Below are 23,340 nucleotides of genomic sequence, written 5' to 3' on the forward strand. Positions count from 1 at the left end.
AGGCCGGTTTCCGTATCGGATCGGTGCTGAGATCACTACGATGAGCTCCTGATCTGACATGGACCCTGACCGGGTCGTGGTGAGACCGGATGTGGGCGGTGTCGGTGGTGGAGTGGGCCGAGAGTAGATGGCGTGGCGGCTACGTTCCGGCCGAGCTGAACAGTTTCGTCGGGCGGAGAGAGCTGCTCGCCACCGCGAAGGCGAAGCTCGCCGACCCCCAGGTGCGGCTCCTCTCCCTGACCGGCGGTGGCGGAACGGGCAAGACCCGGCTCGCGATGCGGCTTGCGAATGAGGCACGCCGGGCCTATCCCGACGGAGTCTGGTGGGTGGATCTCGCCTCGCTCGTCGATCCGCCCTCGGTCGGCAGGGTGATCGTGGGCGCGCTGCCCATCGACGATGTGTCGACGCGTGAGTTCGGCGATGTCCTGATCACGGCGCTGGCCGAGCGGGCGCTCCTGCTGGTGCTGGACAATTGCGAGCACCTCATCGAGGCGCTCGTGCCCCTCGTGGTCCGCCTCCTGCGAGCGTGCCCTGAACTACGAATCGTGGCGACCAGCCGGCTCCCGTTGCGATGCGAGGGCGAGCACCTGCTGGACGTCCCGCCGCTGAGCGTGCCCGCCGATCCCCAGGCCGTGACGACCGAGTACGAGGCCGTGCGGCTCTTCGAAGCGAGAGCCGGCGCGGCGCGGGCGGATTTCGTGATCACGGCTGAGAACGCCGCTGACGTGGCACGCCTCGCCCGGATGCTGGACGGCATCCCGCTGGCCATCGAGCTCGCGGCCCCTCTCGTTCGTGTGATGTCGCTCCCCGACATCGTGTCGCTGTTGTCGACGTTCCGGCTCAGGGCCCTGGCGAAAGAGGTGGGCACTCCAGCCCATCACCGAACTCTCTGGGACAGCTTCGAGTGGAGCTACCAGCTGTGCTCCGAGGCCGAGCAGCTGCTGTGGACGCGACTGGCCGTGTTCGCCGGCAGCTTTACCGTTGACGCCGCGGTGGCCGTCGCCTCGGATGGAACGCTCGACGCCGCCCAGGTGCCGATGATTCTGCGCGAACTGGTCGGCAAGAACATCCTCGTGGCCGATACCGACTCGATTCCCACCCGATACGCCATGCTCTCGACGGTGCGTGAATACGGGCAGGCCCGTCTGTCCTCGCGGGAGGAACACGAGCCGGCGTCCCCGCCGGATCGGCCCGCACCCGAAACCGGCGACGAATCGGCGGCGTACCGCAGGCTCAGGACGCACTTCCTCCACCGTGCCGGCCATCTCAGCCGGCGTTGGTACGGGCCGGACGAGACCCGTTACCTGTGGGAGGCCGCCCAGGACCTTCCCAACTACCGGGCCGTCCTCGACCGATGTGCCGCCGCCACGACGCTGGAGGAGGCCGAGGACGGAGCCAGGATCGCCGTTGCGTTGACGACCCTGCGCCTGTGGTTCTTCGGCGGATCACTGGGCGAAGGGCTGCGGGCCTTGCTGCGGGCCGATGAGGCTCTTGCGCGCAACAACGCCGAGGACCCGCTCCGGCTGACCGTACTCGCCAAGGCGGGCTGGATCGCGCTGTGCCTGGGTGACCAGGCCAACGCCGAGAATCTCCTGGATCGCTGTCGGTCTCTGACGTCGCGGGTGACCGGTGGAGGTGAGGCGGATGCCGCGCTGGCCGGTTACGCGTTCTTCACCGGCGCGGCGGATCTGTTCCTGCGTGGTGACCCCGCCACACCCGAGCTGTTCGCCAAGGCGCGAGATGACCTGGCCGCCGCGGACGATCCCGGCACCGTACCGATGGCGGAGATGTTCCACGCCATCGCGGCCGCGTTCATCGCGCCCGAGACGGACGCCGTGGCCGTCACCGACCGGCACTTGGCCGATACGAATGCCCATGGCGCCCCCTGGGCGATCACTTGGGCGCAGTGGGCCCGCGCTGTGACGGAGCTCCGCCACGGAGACCCGCAGACCGCCGTCGTGATGCTCAGATCCGCGCTGCGCGCGCAGTGGGACATGGGCGACCGATGGGGGTCGACCTGGTGCGTTGAGTCGTTGGCCTGGGCCGCCGGCGCCCGTGGCCATTTCGAGGAGGCCGCTCTGCTCCTCGGCGCGGCGCAGAACATGCAGCAGACGCTGGGCGTGACGATCAGCCGTCTGCGCCCTTGGGCACGGGCGCACGCCGCGTGCGCCGATCAGGCGCGTGCGGCTCTCGGCGAGGCATACGACGTCACCGAGGGCTACGGCATGGAGATGGATGTCGACGCCGTCGTCGACCTGGCGCTGGGCCAGCCCTCCGCTCCGCGGGCCGACGCGCCGTCACCGCCGCGAGCCGTCAAGTCGCCGCTCAGTGAGAAACAGCAGGCCGTGGCCGAACTGATCGCCGAGGGAAGGACCGACAAACAGATCGCCTCGGCTCTGTTCCTCAGCCCGCGTACGGTTCAGTCGCACGTGAGCGCCATCCTCCGCAGGCTCGGATTCAACAGCCGAACGGAGATCGCGAAATGGATCGTCGAACGGCAACGCGTCCCGAGCGACGGGGCGGTTCCCTCCCCATCGCGTCGTGGTCTTCCCGCACGGTCGGACCGCGGCCTTCCCTGAGGCACGCGGCCCGCCGGCTCCCCGCGGGATCAGCCCGCCGACGTGGCCTGCGATGGACGGCTTGAACACGACGAAAGGTGCACCCATGGGATTCCTCGACGAGAAGACCTGGGCGGGTTCGGTGTCCGGCGACGGCTGGTACGAGCCGTCCGGGGGAGACGCGCCCGTCGTGGAGCCCGCCACCGGCGCCGAGCTCGGGCGCACCGGCATCGCCGCGCGTGAGGACATCGCCCGGGCCGCGGCCCAGGCGGCCAAGGCCCAGCGCGGCTGGGCCGCCACCTCGTTCGAGGAGCGTGCGGCGGTGCTCCGCCGCGCCGGCCTGCTGTTCGAGCGGCACGCCACCGAGATCGAGGAATGGATCGTCCGCGAGACCGGCGCCATCCCGCCCAAGGCGGCACTGGAGACCCACATCGCCGCCCAGGAGTGCTACGAGGCGTCCGCCCTCGCCTCCCAGCCCCTCGGCGACATCCTGCCGACCACCAAGAAGCGACTCAGCCTCGCCCGCCGGGTGCCCGCCGGCGTCGTCGGAGTGATCGCCCCCTTCAACTTCCCGCTCATCCTCGGCATCCGTTCTGTGGCCCCGGCCCTCGCCCTCGGCAACTCCGTCGTCTTCAAGCCCGACCCCCGTACGGCGGTGTCCGGAGGCGTCGTCGTCGCCCGCGTCCTGGAGGAGGCGGGGCTGCCCGCCGGAGTCCTGCACATGCTGCCCGGAGGCGCCGAGGCCGGAGAAGCGCTCGTCGCCGACCCGCACGTCCGGATCATCTCCTTCACCGGCTCGACCGCCGCCGGCCGCGCGGTCGGGGAGACCGCGGGCCGCCACCTCAAGCGCGCCCACCTGGAACTCGGCGGCAACTCCGCCCTCATCGTCCTCGACGACGCCGACCTGGACCTCGCGGTGTCCGCCGCGGCGTTCGGCTCCTTCATGCACCAGGGCCAGATCTGCATGACGACCGGGCGGCACCTGGTGCACGAGCGGATCGCCGAGGAGTTCGTCGAGCGACTGGCCGCCAAGGCCGACGCCCTGCCCGTCGGGAACCCCGCGACCGAGCAGGTCGCGCTCGGCCCCATCATCGACGAGGGTCAGCGCGACCGGGTGCACGCCCTGGTCACGGCGAGCGTCGAGGCGGGGGCGCGCCTGGCCTCCGGCGGCACGTACGAGGGGCTGTTCTACCGCCCGACGGTCCTCGCCGACGTCACCCCGCAGACCCCGGCGTACGCGAACGAGGTCTTCGGCCCGGTCGCCCCCGTCAGCGCGTTCGGCTCGGCCGACGAGGCGGCCGAACTGGCCTCCGGCACCGAGTACGGACTGTCGCTCGGCATTCTCACCCGCGACGTCATGAAGGCTCTCGACCTGGCCGACCGCATCCCCAGCGGCATCGTGCACATCAACGACCAGACCGTCGACGACGAGGCGGTCGCCCCGTTCGGCGGCGTCGGCGCGTCGGGTACCGGCGCCCGCTTCGGCGGCGCGGCGGCCAACATCGAGGCCTTCACCGAGACCCAGTGGGTGACGATGCGGGGCGACATCGCCCGCTACCCCTTCTGAGATCTCGGCTTGTCAAAGGTCCGGCCTCCGCGCAGTGCGCGAAGGCCGGTGGTTGGGGCGAAACGCCGACAGCTAGGCGCCGGGCCTAGTTCGGCCAGCCATGCGCGGCGTGCACGGCCCTGTCCGGGTCGCCGGTTATCTTCCGAGTGGTGACGAAGATCTGCCACGCGGTCTCGTCGACGGGGTCGGGCTGGCGCTCGGCGTCCTCGTTCCCGCCGTTGCCGTCCTTGTTCCCGCCGTTGCCGTTCTTGTCCCTGGCGATGGTGATTTCCCCTCAGTGGGATCTGTGTTGTTGATATACGACTTGGAAGGTCCGCCGCCATCCACGATCGGCAAGTGTGACATCGCTCGCTACCCCTTCTGAGGCCTCTGAAAATTCTCTGATTCCCCGCTGGTGAGATGGCGCGCGTCCACGCGGGAATCGCCAGGAGATCAAGAGGGACCATGACTCGTCACTGGAAGCGCCTGCTGCTCATCGGGGCGGCCGCCGCCGTCGTCCTCGTGGTCGGCGGCCCGTTCGTCTACATCCACTTCATCGAGGACAAGGCGCCCGCGCCGCTGACCGTCTCGTCCTCGCCGCAGGCCGCGACGGGCGCGGCGGCGTCCGCCGACGGCACCTGGAAGACCGGCCAGGGCTCGCAGGCGGGTTACCGGGTGAAGGAGGTGCTGTTCGGCCAGAACACCGAGGCGGTCGGGCGTACGAGCGGCGTCACCGGCGACCTGACCATCGCCGGGACGAAGGCGACCAAGGGCTCGTTCTCCGTCGACCTGACCACGGTGAAGAGCGACAAGGACCGGCGCGACCAGCAGTTCCAGGGCCGCATCATGGAGACGGCGAAGTACCCGAAGGCCACCTTCACGCTCACCCAGCCGATCGACCTCGGCGGCGTCCCGGCGGTCGGCGCGAAGGTCACGGCCAAGGCCACCGGGGACCTGACGCTGAAGGCGGAGACCAGGAAGGTCACCTTCGACGTCGCCGCGTCCCGTACCGCGCCCGGCGTGTTCGACGTGAGCGGGTCCATCCCGGTGAAATTCGCCGACTGGAAGATTGCCAACCCGAGCTTCGGACCCATCCAGACCCAGGACAACGGCCAGGTGGAGTTCCTGCTCAAGTTCACGAAGTGACCGGTCGCGCGCCGGTTCGGCGTCAGGCGGTCTCCGGGCGGGTGCCTGCGCCCGTCCGGAAGACCGGCCGGCCGATCTCGGTCCGCCATCGCGACGTGTCCGCGGTCTCGCGCCGGCCGACGAGGTAGTACTCGCGGATGGGGCCGTCGACGGCCAGGGCATGGCGGGCCACGTAGGTGGCCGGCGTCCCGTAGGCGCGGTCGACGTCGGCGGGTGGTCCCGGATGGGTGATGACCGCCAGTTCGGCGGCGGGTATCACCAGGGAGGTGACCCGGCCCACCGGCCGGATCCGGCCGATGGGCCGGGAACGAAGATCGTCGCTCGCCCGCGGTGGCGCAGTAGGACGGCGCGTCAGTCGTCGGCGAACAGGTCGGCGGGGTGCGGCGCGGCGAGGTCCCGGCGGATGTACCACTCGGTGCCGAGCAGCCGCTCGCGCACCTCGCCGGGCACGCCCGCGAACATCGCGGGCCCCGCGCCGCGCTCGGCCTCCGACTCGTGCGCCTGGAACGCCCGCCACTTGCGTTCCACCCAGGGCCGTACGTCCACCGTCGTGGTGACCTGCTCGTCGGGCGTCCCCGGCAGAACCTGCCCGGGATCGGGCGGGCCGCCGAACAGCTCCTGCCACTCGGCGAGGACGACCGAGCGGGGAACGGTCACGAGGTACAGAGCCCGCACCCGCCACGGTTCGCCGGCATCCGGGTACAGCTGCGCGTAGGCCGCCGCCTCGACCGCGGCCAGGGTCACGCGGTGCGCCTGGACGTGGTCTGGGTGCCCGTAACCGCCGTAGGCGTCGTAGGTGACGACGACGCCCGGCCGGAAGTCCCGGATGTGCGCGACCAGCCGTCCCACCGCCTCATCCAGCGGCGCGGCGACGAACGCGCCGTTCCCCTCCGCCCCCGAATCGGGATTCCCCGCGTCGGAGTACCCGAGCAGGCGTGGCTCCCCGGCGCCGAGGATCGACAGCGAACGACTCAGCTCCTCGACCCGGCGCGTCTCCTCACTCCACGTGCAGGTCACCACCCCGGTACGAACGCCGGCGTCCGCATGGCGGGCCAGGATTCCGCCCGTCCACAGCGCCTCGTCATCCGGATGCGCGTGCACGCACAACAGTCCGGCGTCCGACATGGTGCCCCTCCCGACCGTCCGATCGATCATGATCGTAGGGCTGATGCGTACGGAACGTCGGAGGATGGCGTCCATCGATCTACGGAGTGAAATCCACTGGATCGCGGTTCTAGGCAGTCGGAGACTGCGGCATGAAACCGACCCAGACAGCGCTTATCGTGCCGGTGCCGGTGCCGGTGCCGGTGCCGGTGCCGGTGCCGGAAGCCGAGGAGGCGGTGGGCCCGTTCCGGGCGTCCCTCGATACCGCCCGGCAGGCGGCCGCCCTGGTACGAACGCCCGCGCCCGCGCCCGCGCCCGCGTCGCGTGAGCGGCTTAGATCAGTGATCGTCGAGGGCTTTCGCAGCTGGAGCAGCAAAAACCCTCGACGATCACGAAGGGCGGGAGGTGCGCCGGAGGTCGCGGGGTGCCTTCGACTTCCGGCGTGCGCGCGTCGACCTGCGGACGGCACGGGTAGACTGTCGGCGCTATCCGGGACGGTCACCGGCTCGGCACGATCGTCGCCATGAGGGATCGAGACCGCAGGGAAGCGCCGCTCGTCGGAGGAGCGGAAATGAGCGGGCGATCGGCCACCGCCCCTTCCTCCGTACGGCGGCGCGTCGCTCCTGCCATCGCGCTCTTCTTCCTCGCCCCGGCGATCGGGGAACTGCTCCTGGGCAATCTCCGGTTCGGGGAGGCGGTCGTCGCGCTGCCCCTCCTCGGCCTCATGTACGGAAGCGGTGCCCTGCTCATCCGCGAGACCGCCCGGCGGGCCGGGCGGGGGCCGACGACCATGCTCATCCTCGGCCTCGCGTACGGGCTCGTCGAGGAGGGCCTGGCGGACCAGATGCTGTTCCACCGGTATTACGCCGGAAACGACGAGATGGGCGACACGTACGTCGCCGCCCTCGGGATGGGCGGCTGGCTGACGATCGGCGTCCTCACCATGCACGCCGTGTGGAGCACCAACGTCGGCATCGCGCTGATCGAGGCGCTGGTGCCCGAACGCGCCGATGCGCCCTGGCTGGGCCGGAAGGGACTCGGCGCCACCGCCGCCCTCTTCGCCGTCGGGGTGGTGGCGGTCACCTGGGGCAGCTATCACGACGAGCGGTTCTTCGCCGCGCCCGCGCAGCTGCTCGGGACCGTGGCCGTCATCGCCGTCCTCGTCGTGGTGGCCTTCCGCCGGCGACCCGCAGGCGCGCTTCCCGGCACCGCTCCTCGACCGGCGGTCGTCGGGGTCGTCGCCTTCGTCGCTTCCGGCGCGTTCCTGTTCACCGCCGAGCTACCGGGCTGGTGGAACGTTGCCGCGGCGGTCTCGCTGCTCGTCGTCACGATCACCGTGATCGGCGGCCGGTGGTCCCGGCAGCGGGGCTGGGGACGGGCGCATCGCCTCGCCCTTTCCGCGGGCGCGCTCCTGACCTACGCGTGGACCGGCATCGGAATGCGGCCCGAGTCCGGTCCCAAGAGGACCGGCGACTACGTCATGAACGTCGTGCTGGCCTTGGGCGCCATCCTCTTGGTCGTGTACGCGGCCCGCCGGTCGCGCGCCGCACGTACGACCGCTCCCGTAGTCGAAGAGCACTGATCCATCTTCGAAACGCCAGCGGCTCCGGCATAGGTCTGGCTATCATCGCCGTATCCCCAACGTGACCGAGTCGTCACTGTGGGTGGGCGTCTGGTTGTGTCACACTGAAGCATGCGTGGAGGTGAAGAAGGCATGGCCATGCCGCTTCCAGCAGATGCGCCGCATGACCACTACACCGTCGAGGACTGGCTGAACCTGCCCGAGACCATCGGGCAGCGGATCGAGCTCATCGACGGGAGTTTCGTGGTGAGTCCCACGCCCTTGTCCAACCATCAGATCTGCGCGGGCAGGTTGCGCACGCTACTCGCGGCCGCGGCACCCGAAGACCTTGAGGTGGTCGAGGCGTTCGGGGTGCGGACGGCGACCGAGGTTGCGATTCCCGATGTCGTGGTCGGTGATGCGGATGTGTTGCTCGCCGGGGCAGCTGCGTTGCAGCCCGAGCAGACCCATCTCGTGGTGGAGATCGTCAGCCAGGGCAACCGTCGCCGGGATTATCACGAAAAGCCGCGGATCTATGCGGCCGCCGGTATCCCCGTCTTCCTCCGGATTGAGCTGATCGGGGCGAACCCGCCGTACGTCGAGGTGCTGAGCCTGCGTGACGGCGCCTACGTCAGTGTCGCGCATGCGGACGCCGGGCAGATCGTGAAGCTGACCGAGCCGTTCCCGGTCGAGTTTTATCCGGCGAGGCTGCTCGGCCGCCGCCTCTGATCGGGTCACTGGGACAGAGTCTTCCGGGACGGCAGGTCGCGGAACGTGGCTAAAGCCTGCGATCCGCAACCCGGGCGTATGCAGTCATCGCGGGGTGAGTTCGCTAGGTGCGGCTCGGTGACCGGCGCTTCTCGATTCCTGATCGGTCTGGTCACCTGTTTCGCCGCGCACGACGGGATCCCCGCCGTCGCACGCGCCGGGTGGCGCCGGGCGCGGCGCATCACGGGCCTGCCGCTCGAAAACGGTCGCGATACGCCGTCGGGCTGAACGCGAAGAAGTGCCCGAACCGGCGACTGGCGTAGTTCGGATCGGACCAGCCGACCATCCTGCCGATCGCCGCGACAGAAAGCTCCGTCTCGATCAGCAGCGCTGCGGCGCGTTCCGCACGCAACCTGCCCAAATAGGTCATCGGCGGCATGTCGAACCGCGCGGTGAACAGGCGTGCCAAGTAGGAGGGCGACAGGTTCACCGAGGCGGCGAGTTCGGTGAGAGTCCAGGGGTGCTGGATGTCGTCTTCCAGCAGTCGTGCCGCCGCAGGTACGGCGGAGTGCATGTCACCGGCCGGGACCGGGGGGAGGGCGGCGGTCGTTCCACCGAGCACGCAGAGCAGCAGCCCCACCCGTACGGCATGCGCCACTCCGGCCGCATCATCGTTCAGCGCGGCGAAACCTGCCTCGGCGACCTGGAGCGTCGCGGCATCGAGCTGGAGCGAAGGGCAGGAGGTGTTCAGCACCCGGCCGAGCCGTGGCTCCGCGCGCAGCCAGGCCAGCTCGTGCCGGAACACCTCCGGGCCGACGTAGACGTTGTGCACCACCAGCCCACGGCAGTCTCGGTAGCCGTGCCAGTCCCCGGGGCGCAGCAGCACCGCCGATCCACGCTCGAGGGCCCACTCACCGCCGGCCGAGACGTGCGTTGCCGCGCCCGCGGTGACCACGGCCAGCTCGATGAAGTCATGGCCGTGGGCCTCGGTATCGCGCTGCAACTCATGCCGCTCGAAAACGACCGGTGGACGGCCCGGCGCGAGGACATCGGCTCGCCGAACGCGGTGCATCGACACTCCTCACGCCTCCGGACAGCAAGATTGTGCTAGGGCCTGACGCTCCTGTGCTAGCCGCCGGACCGCCAAGACAGCGACGGTTACCAGTATGGACATCGGCACTCAGCACGCGCGCACCACACCGGACGACCTCAGCGACGAGATGGTTTCGGCCTACCGCCGGGAGGGTTTCATCCACCTGCCCGGGGTCATCTCGGCCCAGGAGGCCAAGCGGTTCGCCGACGCGGCCATGACCGCCCGGCGTGCCCTGACCGACCATCACTCCGGATCGATCTTCACCCAGCTGTTGCAACTGTGGCAGCACGACCAGACGTTGCGTGAGCTGACCCTGAACCCGGACCTGGCCGACCTCGCGACGAGGCTGGCCGGGGTCCCGCTGCGGCTGTGGCATGACCAGCTCCTGATCAAGGAACCGCGCAACGGAGCCGCGACCGAGTTCCACCAGGACCAGCCGTACTGGCCGCATGCCGGGGCGCGGCATGCGCTCTCGGCCTGGATCGCGCTGGTGGACGTCCCCGTCGAGCGCGGCTGCATGACCTTCATTCCAGGCTCTCAGCACCTGGACGGACTGAGGCCGCAGGACCTCGCGGACAGCGCGGACCTGCTCGGGCTGGCTCCGGAGCTGGTCTGGGAGCGGCGGGTGACCGTGCCGCTGCGCGCGGGCGACTGCACGTTCCACAACGCCCGCCTCGCACACACCGCCACCCCCAACTTCACCGACGATCCCCGCGTCGCACACGTCGTGATCTACGTGGACGCCGATGTGACCTTCGCCGCCGAACCCTCGCATCCCGTCACCGACCCGCTCGGCCTCACTGTGGGCGGCCCGCTGCCCGACGAGCACTTCCCACGTTTCGGCGCTATCGGGTCGCGCGGAGCGCCTGGAGGAACCAGTCGAAGGCCGGGGTCGGCGTCGGCTGGATCGGCCGGCCGTTGATGATGGCCAGGAGCTGCCGGTAGCGCTCGGCGGGGTGGTCGTCGAACACCTCGAGACGGCGCAGGATCCAGGCGCGGAAGTCCGCTGGAGCAACCGGCCATCCGACGCCGGCGGCGTGGTCACCCGGCTACCCGACGGCCTCTGACGCGTTCACTGGTTTCTGCGCCGGGCCAGCAGCAGGACGCACGCGACGGTGCCGAGCGCCACGGTGGCGAGTCCTGAGCCGCCGAGCGTCGCTCGTGGGCCCAGCGCCGTGGCGAGCGGTCCGCCGAGTGCCGTGCCGAGCGGCGATGCGGTGAGCAACGCCGCGCTGCGGGCTGCGAGCATCGCGGCCAGGTGCTGCGGTGGCGCCTTCGCCTGCACAAGCGTCACTGAGAGCGCTACGAACGGTCCGTAGATCGCGCCGCCGAGCGTGAAGCACGCGACGGTGACGGCCGTCGGCACGTCGAACCCGAACGGCAGCAGCGAGAGCCCCCAGCCGACCACGATGACGACCGTCACGGGCCAGAGCGGCAGCTGCCGCAGCGCGCCGACCGCGAGCCCGCCGAGCACCGCGCCGATGCCGAACAGCATCCAGTAGAGGCCGAGCAGCGTGCCCGGTGCGTTCAGGTCGTCGGTCACGTGGAGCGGCAGGGCGACCTCGACCGGGCCGTACAGCAGGTTGAAGAACCAGGTGAGCGTCAGCAACCCGAGCAGCTCGGGATGGGACCGCAGCAACGCGAGCCCGCCCCGGGCGGCCGCCTGGTCGACGGGGGAGACGTCCCCTGACTCCGGCAGGCGGGTGCGCGCGACGAGTACGGCGAGGAACACGTAGGTGAGAGCGTCCAGGCCGAGCACGAGCGCGGAGCCGACGTACGTCACCAGCACACCGGCGATCGCGGGCCCGGCGATCGTGGCAGCGAAGTTGAGCGAGCTGACGAGGGTGTTCGCGGCGAGCCGCTGCTCGTCGGGCAGCAGCTCGGCCAGCAGGGTGTACTTGCCCGCGCTGCCCCACGCGTGCAGCAGCGACGAGACCGCCAGCAGTACGACGTACAGCGGCGGCGTGAGCAGCCCTGCGAGCCAGGCGAGCGGTACGACGCCGAGGAACACGCCGCGCACCACATTGTCGACGAGCAGCAGCCGCCTGGCCGGCACCCGGCGCAGCCGGCGACCGAACACCAGCGCGCCGACCACGCCCGGCATCGTGTACGCGGCTACCGCGCCGCCGACCCACAGCCCTGCGGTTGCCTGCGGCGCGAGCTCGATGGCCAGCCACGCCACCGCGACGAAGCTCATCCCGTCCCCGAGGTACGAGACGGTGAAGCCGAGGATCAGCCGCCGGAACACCCGGCTTGCGAGCACCGGCCGGTAGGCGGAGGGAACGAGGCGTCGCAGTACCAAGGGCACCGCGTGAAGACGCACCTGAGATCGATCTCGTCTCGGCTGTCAGTCAGGCCTGCGATCGCCGGACGGCTCAGCGCACCTCCTGGATGCGGACCATGTTGCCCGCGGGGTCGCGGAAGGCGCAGTCGCGAACCCCGTACGGCTGCTCGGTCGGCTCCTGGACGACCTCGGCGCCGGCCTGCAGCCGTTCGAAGGTGCCGTCGAGGTCGGTGGTGGCCAGCAGGATCCAGCCGTAGGTGCCCTTGGCCATCATCTCGGCGATGGTGCGGCGCTCGTCGTCGGTGACCCCAGGGTCGGCGGCCGGCGGCGCCAGGAGGATGGACGTGCCGGGCTGGTCGGCGGGGCCGACCGTGATCCAGCGCATCTTGCCGCTTCCGACGTCGCCCCGGACCTCGAAGCCGAGAATGTCGCGGTAGAAGGCCAGGGAGGCTTCCGGGTCGTCGTGCGGGAGGGCGGTCGTGTAAATGGTGATGTCCATGACGGTCACGCTAGTTGTGGCTCGGTGACCGGTGCTTCTCGATTCCTGACCGGTCTGGTCACCTGTTTCGCCACGCAGGACGGAATCCCGGCCGTCGCGCGCGCCGTCTGGCGCCGGTAGGCGCTGGGCGGCATACCGACCAGCTCGGTGAAGCGCGTGCTGAAGGTGCCCAGCGACGAGCATCCGACCGCGAAACAGGCCTCGGTGACGCTGAGGTCGCCCCGGCGCAGCAGCGCCATCGCGCGTTCGATGCGCCGGGTCATCAGGTAGCCGTACGGCGACTCGCCGTAGGCGAGCCGGAACTGGCGGCTGAGGTGCCCGGCCGACATGTGCACGCCGCGGGCGAGCGCCTCGACGTCCAGCGGCTGCGCGTACTCCCGGTCGATCCGGTCGCGGACGCGACGCAGCCGCGCGAGGTCGCTCAGGTGCTGTGCCTCGGCGGGTCTGCTGGTCACCTGCGAAATCATGCCACATCGCAAGGACCGGCAGTCGGGCGCTGGCGCGTGAGCGCCGGCCCGGAACCAACCGCGACACACGTGCGCGCCCCGCCGGGAGGGTCAGTTGGAGACGGCCGGGCGACTGTGGGACGGCAGGCCGCGGAACGTCGCGTCGAGCGCGTCGATGAGGTGGTCGAAGGTGAGGTCCAGGGACTCGGGCAGGCCGAAGCCGCCGGCCGTCTCGAGCGAGACGAGGCCGTGGCAGACAGTGCGCCACATGCGGATCGCGTGGATCAGGTCCGGGCCCTCCAGCCCGTACCCGCCCAGGGCGGCGGCCGCCACGGCGACGGCGTGGTCGCTCACGGCGGTGTACTCCTGGTCTCCGGGCGTGGGGGCCTGCACGCTCGCGGCGTAGCGGCCCGGGTGGGCGAGGGCGTAACTCCGGTAGGCCTTCGAGACGGCGCGCAGGCATTCGCGCCCCGTCAGTCCGACGGCCGCCCTGGTCACCACGTCGGTGAGCTCGCGGATGGCCAGCAGCGCGACGTCGCGCTTGACGGCTTCCAGGCCGTTGACGTGCTTGTACAGGCCGGGGAGTGATACGCCGCACCGCTGGGCGACCGCCGCGAGGGTGAGCCGGTCCAGGCCCACCTCGTCGGCGACGGTCGCCGCTTCCGCGACGATGCGGTCGGGGGTCAGTCCAACGCGGGGCATGGTCACCGACCGTATCGTCCGAGCGCGATGCCGGTGCCGGTGACGAAGATCAGCAGCAGGATCAGGGCCGGCGCGGCGAGCAGGGCGAGGCTCTGCAGGAGGAACAGGTAGACGACGCCGGAGGCCGCGATGGCGACGGCGAGGGCGGCTCCCGCGTACCGAAGCCACCGGGGGAGCACCCCTGACGCGGCGGCAGCCACGCCGACGACGGCCAGGGCGAGCATCTTGACGCCGTCCAGCCGGTCGCCCGCCTGGAACAGCAGGTGCGCGGTGCCGGGCGCGGTCGTCCGGGACAGCGCGAGGCCGAGCGCGAACTGCACGAGCGAGATGACGGCCGCGATGATCCCGGCGCCCCCGATGACCCTGGCGGCGGTGACCGCTCCCGCGCGGGAGGCGGCCTTGGTCAGGAGGACCGAGACGATCCCCAGACCTGCGGCAGGTAGGCCCTCGGTGAGAAGGAACTGGGCCGCCACGACGCCTTGGTGGCCCGCGAACGCGGAGACGATCTCGCTGCCCGAGGCGGTGAGTTTCGGGCTGGGCGCCCCGATGGACAGTCCGGCGACCCAGGACAGCGTGTAGGCGATTCCGGTGACGGCCGGAAGCGTGATGACGCGGTGGTGGCGGCGGGCGGCGACGGAGGCGGCCATTGGTGACTCCCAAGGATTGGTTAATGCGACTAACCGCAAGTTAATTGAATTAACCAGCCTCCGCAAGGGGTCACCACCGCGATCGTCGGCCCGCTGGCGAGCACCCGTCGGCCGACGGTCCCGCGTCGATGGCGCCGTCCCGGTCGCCTACTGCAGGGGGATCTCATGCTCTCGTTCGTCGTCGCCGCGTGGACCGAAGATCCGTCGCTGATCCGCGGTGATCGGGACGTCGTTGATGCTCGCCTCACGGCGGCGCATGTAGCCGTCCGCGTCGAACTCCCAGTTCTCGTTGCCGTAGCTGCGCCACCACTGACCGGCGGCGTCGTGCCACTCGTACTGGAAGCGGACCGCGATCCGGTCGTCGGTGAACGCCCACAGGCTCTTGCGCAGGGCGTACTCCTGCTCGCGCTCCCACTTGCGGGTCAGGAACGCCACGATCTCGTCGTGGCCGGTGATGAACTCCGACCTGTTGCGCCAGACCGAATCCGTTGTGTACGCGGCGGCGAGCCGCTCAGGGTCCCGGGTGTTCCAGGCGTCCTCGGCGGCCTGCACCTTCTGCCGTGCGGTCGCCTCGGTGAAAGGAGGTAGCGGTGGGCGGCTCATCGTGGTTCCTGCTCTCATGTGGTCAGGGCGGGACGACCGGGAAATCGATGTCGACCTCGACCGCCTTGTCGAAGTAGTTCGTGAGGACGTTCAGCGCGCCACCTGCCGATCGTAGTGAGAACCGAGAGCAGTCGCTCTTGTGGGCGTTGCGGCCTGGCAATGCTTCAGTGATAGTCGGGGCATGAAGCCGGCTGGTGGTGAAAGCTCGAAGGAACTGCTCGACGAGCAGGTCGTCTACTACCGGGCGGTTGCCCCGGAGTACGAGAAACACTTTCTGCCCTTTTCCGGAGGTTCTGAGCTGTCCGAGGCGCTCGACGCGTTCCGTCCGACCGGCAGCGTGCTCGAACTCGCCTGCGGCCCCGGCACGTGGACCGCCCAACTGCTCCGTCACGCCGTGGACGTCACCGCCGTGGACGCGTCTCCGGAGATGCTCGCCATCGCCTCGGCTCGAGTGGGTGTCGAGCGGGTGCGTTTCGTGACGGCCGATCTGTTCCGCTGGCAGCCGGACCGCCGTTATGACGTTGTTTTCTTCGGATTCTGGTTGTCGCATGTTCCGCCCGAACGGTTCGCGTCCTTCTGGTCCCTCGTGGCCGACTGCCTGAAACCGGATGGGCGGGTGTTTTTCGTCGACGACGGTTACCGCACCGCTGACGAACTCATCGAAGGCGAGCGGTCCGCGACCATTGAACGCCGGCTCACCGACGGAACCGCCTACCGGATCGTCAAAGTGCCGCACCGGCCCGCCGACCTCGAACGGCAGCTCGATCGGATCGGCTGGCGCATCAAGGTTCACCCGACCTCGGGGCCCTTCTTCTGGGGAGCCGGAAGCCGGGCATAGGACTGGGGCCCTGTCTGAGTGATCGATATGAGTCGGTCGTGTAGTTCGAAGGCGGTTCGCGCCACTTCGATGCGGGTGCGGCCCTGTACGGCGATCCAGGCGTGCGCGAACGGGTCGTGGAGGAATCCCCAGTGCGGAAACTCCCGGCGCAGGCGCGCCAACCACGGTGCCGAGTCGGTACGGGACGGATCCCCTCGTGGAAGGGCCACCTCTTGGTCGATGCGCGTGTCGGCCTCGGCGGTGCCCTCGCCGGCCCGCCGCAGAGGGAGGCGGGCGCGGAACCCGTCCGCCGGACCATGGAAGCCGCTGATCTCCATGGGTCATCGGTCTTCGGCGTCGTCGACGTGGAGGACTTTCGCGATCAGGTGGGCCGCGTGCTCGATCTCCCTGGCCGGGCACATGTACTCCGTCTCCAGCGGCGCGTCTCGCGTCGGGCCGGTCCAGCACCAGTACCAATGGAGCGAATCGTCGTCGTGCTCGCACAGGGCCACATATTGCGACAGGCCGGGATTCATGGCCTTGCCTACCGGATCGTCGGTACGTGACGCCGCCGAATTCCACGCCACCAGCGCGCCCGTGCCGACCCGTACGGTCAGGCCGAGTTCGACCAGCGCGGCGGCCAGTTCGTCCAGCCGTGCCTTGACCGGTTGGGCTTTTGGCGTGGACGTCTCGGCGTCCGGCTCTCCTGTTTCCATGATCCGGCCTTTCGATCAAGCTGCTTCCGGCGATCGAACGCTCGTTGCTTTTCGACTCACCCCATCATTCCGGCCACCTTCTGTAATCGTGTAGTGCGTAATCGCGACCGGTTATAACCTGTCGCCGTGGAAGCGCGGAGCCTGGCCGAGGCCCTTCAATTGATCATGAAAAGGCGCGGGTGTTCCCAGACAGAACTCGCCCGTGAGCTGGGCGTTTCTCAGGTATGGGTCTCTCAGGTCTCGCGTGAACGGCGTGATACGGGGATCATGAAGGCGAGTCGGCTTCTCGCGCGCGTAGGCTGGGAGCTGCGCATAATGCCCATAGGGGAGGAAGAGGATCCCGTGAAGCGGAGATCATTCATCGCCGCGGCGGCGTCGGTCACGCTCCTGCCGTCGGCAAAGGCCAGTCCCTATCAAGATCCGGAATATCTGCGCGCTCTCGCGACGCAACTCCGTGCGACGCACTACGAGATCGGCGGGGTTCCCTTGGTGGCGGCCGCTTCACGGCACCTGAACAAGATCGGGCAGGCGGTCAATACGCGTGATCGAAACCTTCAGGTGGCGGCTGCGGGTCTCGCGCGTGCGGCCTCCCACGTGCTGCATGACGCGCGGCTGTTCGGCAAGGCCGAGAACGCTGGAAATCTGGCGTTGGTCCTGGCGCAACGGGCGGATCATGTCGGCGACACGGCCAACGCGCTGGAGTTGATGAGCCAGGTCAGCTCTTATCGCGGTGATTACCATCGGGCGGCCATGTATGCACAGCGTGGTCTCACCCTCTCGGGGCTCACGGATGAGCTAAAGGCGCGGCTGAGCGTTCGGCTCGGGGTCAGTCTCGCCAAAACCAGTGCGCATGGAGTCGAGCGAAGGTCGCGTCACATGCTCGACGTGGCGCACGATTTCGATGGCTCTTCGCCGGGAACGACTGCGATGATCGTTGGAAGCTCCGGCATTGCCCTCAGTCGGTTCGGGCGCCATGAAGAGGCGGGTGACCATCTCGACGAGGCGGTACGCCTTTTCGGCGGTATCCCGTTTTTGCGGGGAATGTGGCTCGCGGAAAACGCGGAGGCGGCGGTGCGGGCGGCCGATCCGGGCAAGGCGGCGGACCAGATGCACGCCTTGGCGCTAATCGGCCCGCTGATCACCTCATCTCGCTTCGATCAGAAGGTGAGCGAGATCATCGCGGGCTCTTCTCGGTGGGCGAATGTTCCGGAGGTACGGGACGCGCGTGAGCAGCTGCGGGCGGTCCAGCCGTCCGTAAAGGCCTGAGTCGCCCATTTCGGGGCAAAGTGTCCAGTCTGTCGCCTGTTATCGGAGAGCTGCGTCAGGCCGCGTCAGGCCGCGTCTATCGATCTATGAGACTGGGTATCGGTTTGGTGAGGCCGTACGTCACGGAGGAGAAATGATGGGCAAGCACGAAAAGCCTTTCCCACCAAACCCGAAACCCCCGCCGCCCCCGAATCCTGACACACTGCCAAAAGGCGGTGGACGGCGCGAAAAATGACCCAACAGGGTAAACGCTCCGGTGCGGCGGAGGTCGCGCCGGAGCGGCTCCGTGCGCTTGTCGAGCGAGGCGAGCTGTCCGCAGAGTGGGGCGGAATTCTTGAGGAGCTTCCGCGTCACCTGTTCCTTCCGGATTTGATCTGGCCTTTCGACCTCGAGACAGGGGCGTACCGCGCCGTCGACGGGCGGGAAGATCCGCAGGCGTGGGAGCGATGGGCCGCGGCCGACGCCGCGATCGTCACCCAGTGGGATGACGGCGCACACGACGGCCGCGATCCGGGCGGGACGCCGACCTCCTCCGCGTCGACACCGTCGATCGTCGGCGTCATGCTGCACGATCTGGACGTTCGACCGGGGCATCGTGTGCTGGACGTGGGTGCCGGTACGGGCTGGACGACGGCTCTTCTCGCCCGGCGAGCGGGTGCGGGAAACGTCACCGGTGTCGAGATCGATCCGCAGGTCGCCGAGGCCGCTGTCCGGCGAGTCCAGGCGATCGGGATCGATGCCGTGGTCGTGACCGGAGACGGCGGGCGGGGTTGGCCGGGCCATGCCCCGTACGACCGGGTGCAGGGCACCTATGCGGTACGGCGGGTTCCGGCGGCGTGGATCGAGCAGACCCGACCCGGTGGTCTGATCGTGGTGCCGTGGGGGACTCGGTACGCCAACGTGAACGCGGTCGCCCGGCTGCGGGTCGACGCCGATGGGTCCGCGCATGGGCGGTTCACCCGCCTGGTGGAGTTCATGCTCGACCGGCGGCAGCGGGCGACGTGGCCCGCGCACGAGGAGTACCTGCCGGGCGGCGTGTGGCCCGCGACCGTCCGCGAGTCCGAGACCACGTTGTCGTTGGACGAACTCTCAGCGGCCGAGTTCGTCATCGGGCTGCGGCTGCCCGACATCGCGCACACCGTCAGCGTGGACGATCAGGGCACGACGGCCGTTTGGCTGTACGGCCTGACGGACCGGTCCTGGGCCGTCGCGTTCTTCTGCCAGGACGGATGCACCGAGTTCGACGTTCTCCAGGACGGACCGAGGAGCCTGTGGGACGCGGTCGAGTCCGCGTGCCGATGGTGGGAGCGGGAGGACCGGCCGTGCGAGACCCGGTTCGGTCTCACGGCCGGACCGGACGGGCATCGGACCTGGCTGGACTCCCCGGACCGAGTCGTCTCGTTCACGGCGCCCTGAACGGGGCTCGCTCGAGGTCGGGACCAAAATTGCGGCCTTACCCGTACGTCATTGGTCGGGTCGGTCTTTCGGCTTGGGGCGGGCGCGGAGGTGGGCGCGTTCGCCCTGGGCGCCGAACAGGATGAGGAATTCGACTGGTTCGGGGTCGGCGGCGCCGAACCAGTGCGGTACGCGGGTGTCGAACTCGGCGGCCTCGCCGGGTGAGAGGACCAGATCCTGGTCGCCGAGGACGATCCGCAGCCGCCCATTGAGCACATAGAGCCATTCGTAGCCCTCATGGGTCTTCGGATCGGGCTCTCTCCGTGGACTGCCGCCCGGGATCACCAGCTTGTACGCCTGGATGCCCCCGGCTCGGCGGGTCAGGGGCAGCATGGTCATGCCGTCGCGGGTGATCGGGCGCAGGTGGATGCGCGGGTCTCCGGTGGGTGGGGCATCGACGAGTTCGTCGAGAGTGACGCCGTGGGCCCTGGCCAGGGGGAGCAGGAGTTGGAGGGTCGGCCGGCGGTCACCGGACTCCAGGCGGGACAGGGTGCTCACCGAGATGCCGGTCGTGGCCGACAGGTCGGCCAGCGTGACCTCGCGCTGCCGGCGGAGCGCTCGTAGCCGGGGTCCGACCGCGGTGAGCGCCTGGTCGAGGTTGTCGTCCATACCTCCAGGTTGCCAGACCGGCAACGGAGTTTGCGTCGATGGCACCCGTGTGGACGTGACCGCGGCGAGCGCACGGCGGGAGTCGGCTTCAGGCCGAACGGAACACTCGGTAATTGTGGAGCAGTAGGCGCGGCAGACCATCGGTTTCCGGACGAATCGCTACTGATCTTCCGTCTTTTCCGAGTGTTCCGTACGGTGGAGATCATCGGATGCGCGGGGCCCGACCGGTGAGACAGCAGGTACCTCGGTCGTGAGCCTCTCCCGGTCACCTTGGATGCAACGCGGCTGCTCGGCCGACCGCCGCGCAAGAGCGTGATGGCCGGTGGCGACCGCCGTCCGAATACCTCCGGTCTCCCGTGGCATTGCCGGCGAGCCGTGACCTGTTGAGAAAGGCAAGGGTCCCGGGTCCCATTTCGGATGGATCAGAACGGGACCGCAAGCTCTGTCGATCGCCGAGGGCCTTCCCGCATAGTTCTACTCGCTGGGACGTGAGATCCGCGTCCCCCGAAGGGAGAACTCCATGCGTATGCGTCTGGGCGCCACCGTTCTCGCGACGACGGCACTCGCCTCTGGGCTTGCCTTCGCCACGCCGGCCTTCGCCGACAACGCGGCTCCGATCACGGTGTCCGCTGTCAAGCCCCATGACGGTGGCTGTGGCGCCTACCACTACGGCGGTGGTTTCAAGATCAGTGCCTGTGTCGTGTACCAGAAGAAGGGCAAGTACAAGGGCAAGGTCTTGTCCTACCTCGACGTGCGAGGGGTGCCGAGCAAGAAGAACCAGAAGAAGTGCCAGATCCTGGGCCAGACCTACAAGCCGGGACGCCCGATCTCGACGCTCAAGCACTTCTCCTGCACCAAGGGCAACAAGATCATCTCTGCTACGAAGCCGGCGAAGGGTCTCACCCTCCACAGCACCGGCTCCGGCATCAACACCAGCAAGGTCAAGGCGGAGGCCACCAGCCCGCAGATCTGGTTCTCGTGATCGGAAACGGGCGAGCCTGAGCGGTGGTGGTGGGGTGCGGACCGGCTGAACGCACACGCCCCACCGGAAGGTACCGAGCCGTCCCACCTGGTGATCCCGGACGTGGGGCGGCTTGTGATCAGCAGGACAGGTTGCCGCCCGGGTCGACGCTGAGGATGTCGGCGAACCTCTTGTAGAGGTCGATGCGGTCCTGGCGCTGGGCGGGGTTCTTACCGTTGCACTCCAGGTCGCCGTTGATGCTGCGGATCGTCTCGCCGAAGCCCCGGTTCCGCACCATCGCGTCGTGCGCGGTCATGGTGCCGGCGCCCTTCTGGGTGTTCCAGAACCACAGGCCGGTCCGCCATGAGACCGCAGGATCCCTCTCCACCCGGTACGGGTCGTGCAGCAGGTCGATGCGCAGCGCGTCACCGGCGGCCTTGTAGTTGAAGTTCCAGCTCAACTGCAGCGGGCCGCGCCCGTAGTACGCCCTCTCGCCCGCCGGGCAGCCGTACGGCTGCGTCCTGTCGCAGTAATGGCCGTAGTTGCCGGTGTTCTGCTCGACGACGTACTTCAGGCCACCGGTCTCGTGGCCGACGTTGGCGAGGAAGGCCGCCGCCTCGCGCTTCCTGGTCACCTCACTCCCGGTCCTGGCGAAGCCCGGGTACGCGGTCAACGCGTCGGTCAGGCCCTTGTACGAGTAAAAGGGGTTGCGGCCGGGGAACATCGCGTTGAACTGGGACTCGCCTACCACGAACGCGGCCGCGCGGGTTTCGGCGCGGCCGACCGCTGTGGCGGTCCCCGGTGTGATCAGGGACAGCGTGCCCGCGATCGCAGCCGAGGCCGCGGGAAGTACGACACCACGTACGGACATTTCTCTTGCTCCTCGCGCAGCATGACCAGATCGGAGTAAGCGCCCGGTCCGAACCGTCGGCCTCCTGCGGCGTAGCGAGATCGGGGACGATGAAAGCCCGATCCTGAACACCCTCCGGCGTAGATGTAGGACGGTATTGCTCCCATCCGTTCGCGCATGCGGTTCCGCGCCGGGAGGGGGAGACCCATGACGAAGACGTGGCGTGGTTTTCGCGTAGGACTGCGATCACGGGTAAGCCACCAGGCCGTCCCCGCCCCCCTCGGTAGGAGGGGGCCGTCCCCGGCCGCTGCCCGCGAGGGTTCGCTCGCCCGCGTCGTACGCGAAATGTTCATGCCCAGAGGGTGCAGATCGGCGCGGCGGTTATGCGGTCGCCGAGCTCGTAGACGTGCCTTCCCGTATGCAGCACCAATCCACGGACGAAGCGGTCCCCCAGCTCATCCCGTAGCCAGGCGAGGTGCCGCCCCGAGTCGCGGTTGGGTCCTGTGGATGCCTTGACCTCGATCCCGATGATTCGATGCCCTGCGAGCTCGATGAGGATGTCGATTTCGCGCCGCCCCCCTTCCTGGCGCAAATGGTGCATGCGGGGCTGATGATCGCTGACGGGCAGTTCGGCGCGGAGTTGTTCGGCCACGAAAGTGTCGATAAGCCGACCAAGCAGATCGGGGTCCCGAAGCACGCTGTCCGTGTCCGCACCTACGACCGCATCCACCAGTGCCGCGTCGATCCGATCTCATGCAGAGGTGAGTACCTGTTTCATGCACTCCCCAGTACCTGTTTCATGCGCTCTGCAGTACCGCTCTCATGCGACAACACCTACTGCTCTTCTGCAGGCCGAAGAAGAGCGCGCGAGCTCCGCACCTCACGCCTTCTCGCCTCTGCCGAAAGAACGGGCCGTCCCGACCGCCGCGTTCGGAGGCGGGGACGGCCCGTCGACCAGCGACGCCTCAGGCCGGGCGGGGCCTGCGGTCGGTGCCGCCGCAGTCGAGCTGGCCGGCGATGGCGGGGGAGCCACCGGCGGAGGACAGCGCCTCCAGTCGGATGTACCGGGCCGTCGCCGGGCGGAAGCGGGCGCGCTTCAGGGTGTGGTCGGCGGCCCAGGTGCCCTTCGCGACCTCCTTGAAGGTCGTCCCGTCGACGCTGACCGAGACGCGGTAGGCCGTGATGTTCCCGGTGGTGACGAACTCGTCGAACGAGTACGCCGTCACCGTGTCCTGGCGGGGCAGGTAGGTGAACGTGTCGAGGCCGGCATAGCGGCGTCCCAGGTCGAGGGTGACCGACTGCGGGAGCGGGCCCGATGACGTCCACAGGGTCTGGTCGGCCTGGCCGTTCCAACCGTAGTCGCTGTGGCCGTCGATCGCCTTGGCGGCGTCGCCGCTGGTCGCGGTGGCCGACACGGGGGTGACCGGGTGGCGCAGGACGTCCGGCTGGGCGGGCAGCGGGGCGCGGGAGAGGTCCGGCCGCCAGCGCTTCCCGACCTCCCGCAGCGTCGTGACGACGGTGTCGTCGAGGAGGCCGTCGGTGTTGGGCGGGCAGTTGAGGATGAAGGTCGCGTACCGGGGTTCGAGGACCTTCAGGTGGCCGTCGACGATCTGCTCGGTCGTCAGCAGGTTCGACGGCGTCGAGGGGTGCCAGAACCAGCCGGACGGGGAGATGGTCTGGCCCTGGGAGGCGGCGTAGGTGTTGCCGGGCGGGCAGAAGACGCCGCCCTTCGGCTCCTCGAAGAACAACAGCTCGGAGTGCCACGGCAC

Annotated in this window: 25 protein-coding genes; 10 read left to right on the forward strand and 15 right to left on the reverse strand. The window is 69.1% G+C overall.

All coding sequences use genetic code 11. The annotated features are described in order from the left end of the window. Positions 1-89: 89 nt before the first annotated feature. The 3 genes from NE236_RS19080 to NE236_RS19090 all read left to right on the forward strand — a co-directional run bounded on the left by NE236_RS19080 (position 90) and on the right by NE236_RS19090 (position 5,250). Positions 90-2,579, forward strand: coding sequence for an ATP-binding protein (locus tag NE236_RS19080; protein ID WP_252843368.1), 2,490 nt, complete (start codon positions 90-92; stop codon positions 2,577-2,579). 85 nt (positions 2,580-2,664) lie between these two features. Further along, positions 2,665-4,125, forward strand: a complete 1,461-nt coding sequence (locus NE236_RS19085; protein WP_252843369.1) for a benzaldehyde dehydrogenase — start codon at positions 2,665-2,667, stop codon at positions 4,123-4,125. Between the two features lie 444 nt (positions 4,126-4,569). Beyond that, positions 4,570-5,250, forward strand: a complete 681-nt coding sequence (locus NE236_RS19090) for a YceI family protein (protein WP_252843370.1) — start codon at positions 4,570-4,572, stop codon at positions 5,248-5,250. 22 nt (positions 5,251-5,272) lie between these two features. Here NE236_RS19090 and NE236_RS19095 read toward each other — a convergent pair whose 3' ends face one another. Both NE236_RS19095 and NE236_RS19100 read right to left on the reverse strand, forming a co-directional pair. Next, positions 5,273-5,530, reverse strand: a complete 258-nt coding sequence (locus NE236_RS19095; RefSeq protein ID WP_252843371.1) for a GyrI-like domain-containing protein — start codon at positions 5,528-5,530, stop codon at positions 5,273-5,275. Positions 5,531-5,601: 71 nt separating this feature from the next. Then, entirely contained in the window at positions 5,602-6,375 is a 774-nt protein-coding gene (locus tag NE236_RS19100) for a PIG-L family deacetylase (RefSeq protein WP_252843372.1), read from the reverse strand. Between the two features lie 550 nt (positions 6,376-6,925). Between NE236_RS19100 and NE236_RS19105 the strand changes: the two genes are divergently transcribed. Both NE236_RS19105 and NE236_RS19110 read left to right on the forward strand, forming a co-directional pair. Beyond that, entirely contained in the window at positions 6,926-7,936 is a 1,011-nt protein-coding gene (locus tag NE236_RS19105) for an AF_0692 family protein (protein ID WP_252843373.1), read from the forward strand. A gap of 132 nt (positions 7,937-8,068) precedes the next feature. Continuing rightward, positions 8,069-8,644, forward strand: coding sequence for a Uma2 family endonuclease (locus NE236_RS19110; protein ID WP_252843374.1), 576 nt, complete (start codon positions 8,069-8,071; stop codon positions 8,642-8,644). A 220-nt stretch (positions 8,645-8,864) separates the two neighbouring features. Here the strand turns inward: NE236_RS19110 and NE236_RS19115 are convergent, their stop codons facing one another. Next, on the reverse strand, positions 8,865-9,695 hold the full coding sequence (locus tag NE236_RS19115; protein WP_252843375.1) for a helix-turn-helix transcriptional regulator: 831 nt from the start codon (positions 9,693-9,695) through the stop codon (positions 8,865-8,867). Between the two features lie 94 nt (positions 9,696-9,789). Here NE236_RS19115 and NE236_RS19120 point away from each other — a divergent pair, with 94 nt between their 5' ends. Further along, a complete protein-coding gene (locus NE236_RS19120; protein ID WP_252843376.1) occupies positions 9,790-10,638 on the forward strand; it encodes a phytanoyl-CoA dioxygenase family protein in 849 nt (282 codons plus the stop codon). Positions 10,639-10,788: 150 nt separating this feature from the next. On the opposite strand, the gene NE236_RS19125 is transcribed toward NE236_RS19120, so the two are convergent. From NE236_RS19125 to NE236_RS19150, 6 genes are all read right to left on the reverse strand, one after another. Further along, positions 10,789-12,024: an MFS transporter gene (locus NE236_RS19125; RefSeq protein WP_252843377.1), complete on the reverse strand. Its 1,236-nt coding sequence runs from the start codon at positions 12,022-12,024 to the stop codon at positions 10,789-10,791. Positions 12,025-12,091: 67 nt separating this feature from the next. After that, complete coding sequence (locus NE236_RS19130; protein WP_252843378.1) at positions 12,092-12,499, reverse strand: VOC family protein; 408 nt, start codon at positions 12,497-12,499, stop codon at positions 12,092-12,094. Between the two features lie 5 nt (positions 12,500-12,504). Beyond that, entirely contained in the window at positions 12,505-12,966 is a 462-nt protein-coding gene (locus NE236_RS19135) for a helix-turn-helix transcriptional regulator (RefSeq protein WP_252843379.1), read from the reverse strand. A 90-nt stretch (positions 12,967-13,056) separates the two neighbouring features. After that, complete coding sequence (locus NE236_RS19140; RefSeq protein WP_252843380.1) at positions 13,057-13,647, reverse strand: TetR/AcrR family transcriptional regulator; 591 nt, start codon at positions 13,645-13,647, stop codon at positions 13,057-13,059. Between the two features lie 2 nt (positions 13,648-13,649). Then, positions 13,650-14,294, reverse strand: a complete 645-nt coding sequence (locus NE236_RS19145) for a hypothetical protein (protein ID WP_252843381.1) — start codon at positions 14,292-14,294, stop codon at positions 13,650-13,652. Between the two features lie 147 nt (positions 14,295-14,441). After that, positions 14,442-14,897 carry a nuclear transport factor 2 family protein gene (locus NE236_RS19150; protein WP_252843382.1) on the reverse strand — a complete coding sequence of 152 codons (456 nt, stop codon included), beginning with the start codon at positions 14,895-14,897 and terminating at the stop codon, positions 14,442-14,444. Positions 14,898-15,036: 139 nt separating this feature from the next. Here NE236_RS19150 and NE236_RS19155 point away from each other — a divergent pair, with 139 nt between their 5' ends. After that, on the forward strand, positions 15,037-15,735 hold the full coding sequence (locus tag NE236_RS19155) for a class I SAM-dependent methyltransferase (protein WP_252843383.1): 699 nt from the start codon (positions 15,037-15,039) through the stop codon (positions 15,733-15,735). Here the strand turns inward: NE236_RS19155 and NE236_RS19160 are convergent. Both NE236_RS19160 and NE236_RS19165 read right to left on the reverse strand, forming a co-directional pair. Continuing rightward, entirely contained in the window at positions 15,687-16,052 is a 366-nt protein-coding gene (locus tag NE236_RS19160) for a hypothetical protein (RefSeq protein ID WP_252843384.1), read from the reverse strand. The genes NE236_RS19155 and NE236_RS19160 overlap by 49 nt on opposite strands. A 3-nt stretch (positions 16,053-16,055) precedes the next feature. Beyond that, a complete protein-coding gene (locus NE236_RS19165) occupies positions 16,056-16,430 on the reverse strand; it encodes a hypothetical protein (RefSeq protein ID WP_252843385.1) in 375 nt (124 codons plus the stop codon). Positions 16,431-16,556: 126 nt separating this feature from the next. Here NE236_RS19165 and NE236_RS19170 point away from each other — a divergent pair, with 126 nt between their 5' ends. Together NE236_RS19170 and NE236_RS19175 are read left to right on the forward strand one after the other, a co-directional pair. Then, positions 16,557-17,696, forward strand: coding sequence for a helix-turn-helix domain-containing protein (locus tag NE236_RS19170; RefSeq protein WP_252843386.1), 1,140 nt, complete (start codon positions 16,557-16,559; stop codon positions 17,694-17,696). 231 nt (positions 17,697-17,927) lie between these two features. Then, a complete protein-coding gene (locus NE236_RS19175; RefSeq protein ID WP_252843387.1) occupies positions 17,928-19,112 on the forward strand; it encodes a methyltransferase domain-containing protein in 1,185 nt (394 codons plus the stop codon). A 48-nt stretch (positions 19,113-19,160) separates the two neighbouring features. On the opposite strand, the gene NE236_RS19180 is transcribed toward NE236_RS19175, so the two are convergent. Next, positions 19,161-19,760 (reverse strand): helix-turn-helix domain-containing protein, encoded by a 600-nt coding sequence (locus NE236_RS19180; protein WP_252843388.1) that lies wholly within the window; start codon positions 19,758-19,760, stop codon positions 19,161-19,163. Positions 19,761-20,280: 520 nt separating this feature from the next. Here NE236_RS19180 and NE236_RS19185 point away from each other — a divergent pair. Further along, the gene (locus NE236_RS19185; protein ID WP_252843389.1) at positions 20,281-20,742 is read left to right on the forward strand and encodes a hypothetical protein; all 462 of its coding nucleotides are present in this window, start codon (positions 20,281-20,283) and stop codon (positions 20,740-20,742) included. Between the two features lie 118 nt (positions 20,743-20,860). Here NE236_RS19185 and NE236_RS19190 read toward each other — a convergent pair whose 3' ends face one another. From NE236_RS19190 to NE236_RS19200, 3 genes are all read right to left on the reverse strand, one after another. Continuing rightward, the gene (locus tag NE236_RS19190; RefSeq protein WP_252843390.1) at positions 20,861-21,592 is read right to left on the reverse strand and encodes a chitinase; all 732 of its coding nucleotides are present in this window, start codon (positions 21,590-21,592) and stop codon (positions 20,861-20,863) included. A 328-nt stretch (positions 21,593-21,920) separates the two neighbouring features. Beyond that, on the reverse strand, positions 21,921-22,301 hold the full coding sequence (locus NE236_RS19195) for a DUF4143 domain-containing protein (RefSeq protein ID WP_504915083.1): 381 nt from the start codon (positions 22,299-22,301) through the stop codon (positions 21,921-21,923). 235 nt (positions 22,302-22,536) lie between these two features. Further along, positions 22,537-23,340 (reverse strand): discoidin domain-containing protein (locus NE236_RS19200; RefSeq protein ID WP_252843391.1); only part of this gene is annotated, 804 nt, incomplete at its 5' end.

This window comes from Actinoallomurus purpureus (genome assembly GCF_024055795.1).
Classification (GTDB): domain Bacteria; phylum Actinomycetota; class Actinomycetes; order Streptosporangiales; family Streptosporangiaceae; genus Actinoallomurus; species Actinoallomurus purpureus.